This is a genomic window from Streptomyces sp. 6N223 (assembly GCF_052246635.1).
GTDB lineage: Bacteria > Actinomycetota > Actinomycetes > Streptomycetales > Streptomycetaceae > Streptomyces.
This window is the reverse complement of record NZ_JBQQCA010000147.1, coordinates 1-1007: the sequence shown is the minus strand read 5'-3', so window position 1 is coordinate 1007 and position 1007 is coordinate 1. Positions and strand designations below refer to the sequence as shown.

Here is a 1007-nt window from a genome sequence, read left to right as displayed (position 1 = left end):
GGTCGGCGACCGCCGACCCGCCGGACGCCTCGGCGTTGGCGGACCAGTCCGGGTTCACGTACACATCGGCACCCTCATACGGGTTCTCCACCCGCTGCACCGGCGCCGGCTCCTCCTCGGCGGACGCGAGGCTGACGGTGCCCGCCGTGATCGCCACAGCGCCGATGAGCGCGCCCGTGAACATCACGGGCCGCCTCCTACGGCGGTGTTGGAGGTGGTTGGTGCGGCTCATTGCAGTCCTTCCTTCGAAGGGTTTCTCCGGTGGATCCTTCTTCGGTGGCCTGTCTTCGGGCCGTTGCTGCCCGACCCTGCTGCCCTGCCCCCGGGGGCGGGACGCCCCGCCGCGTGGCGTAACGCGAGACCCTCGCGAGCGGCCCGCCCCGGGCAGCTGGGTTGGTCGGTCGGCGTCAGCGCTCAGGCGATCTGCCCTGAGACGAGGGCAGTCTCGCGTCGTGCGGTCTGCTCGTACGCCGCGGTGGCGGGCTCGCTGCCCTGGCCGGTGTTGCTTCCGGCGGCGGCGTTGAGCGCGTCGAGGACCGCGGTGTACGCCTCCTTCTTCTGGTAGTTGGCGTCGAAGAGCAGCGGGGTCTCGTCGCCGCGCCAGGAGTACTTGTCGGTGATGCCCCAGGTGGTGATGCCGGCGCAGCGTTCGACGGCCACGCACGCCTCGGTGACCGTCCGGTAGACGTCGGCCTGGGCGCTGCCGGAGCCGCCGACGTCCAGCTCGGTGATGTGCACGTCCACGCCGAGGTCGGAGAAGCGCTGGAGGTTGGCCTGGTAGGTGCTCAGGTCGGAGTCCTGGCTGAGGTGAGTCTGGATCCCCACGCAGTCGATGGGCACGCCGCGGGCGAGGAAGTCCTCGACCATCGCGTAGACCCCATCGCTCTTGGCGTTGATGCCGTCGAGGTTGTAGTCGTTGTAGCAGAGCTTGGCGTCGGGGTCGGCGGCGTCGGCGGCGACGAACGCCTCCTCGATCCAGGTGTCGCCCATCTCGATCTGGAGGTTGG

1 protein-coding gene and 1 pseudogene are annotated in these 1007 nt (G+C 70.0%); both read right to left on the bottom strand.

The window, feature by feature from the left end; all coding sequences use genetic code 11:
- Positions 1-232 (bottom strand): annotated as a pseudogene (locus ACTWQH_RS32750) (glycoside hydrolase family 6 protein); the annotation flags it as partial.
- A 182-nt stretch (positions 233-414) separates the two neighbouring features.
- Positions 415-1007, bottom strand: a 593-nt coding sequence (locus tag ACTWQH_RS32745) for an endo-1,4-beta-xylanase (RefSeq protein WP_443290453.1), incomplete at its 5' end; no start/stop codon positions are given.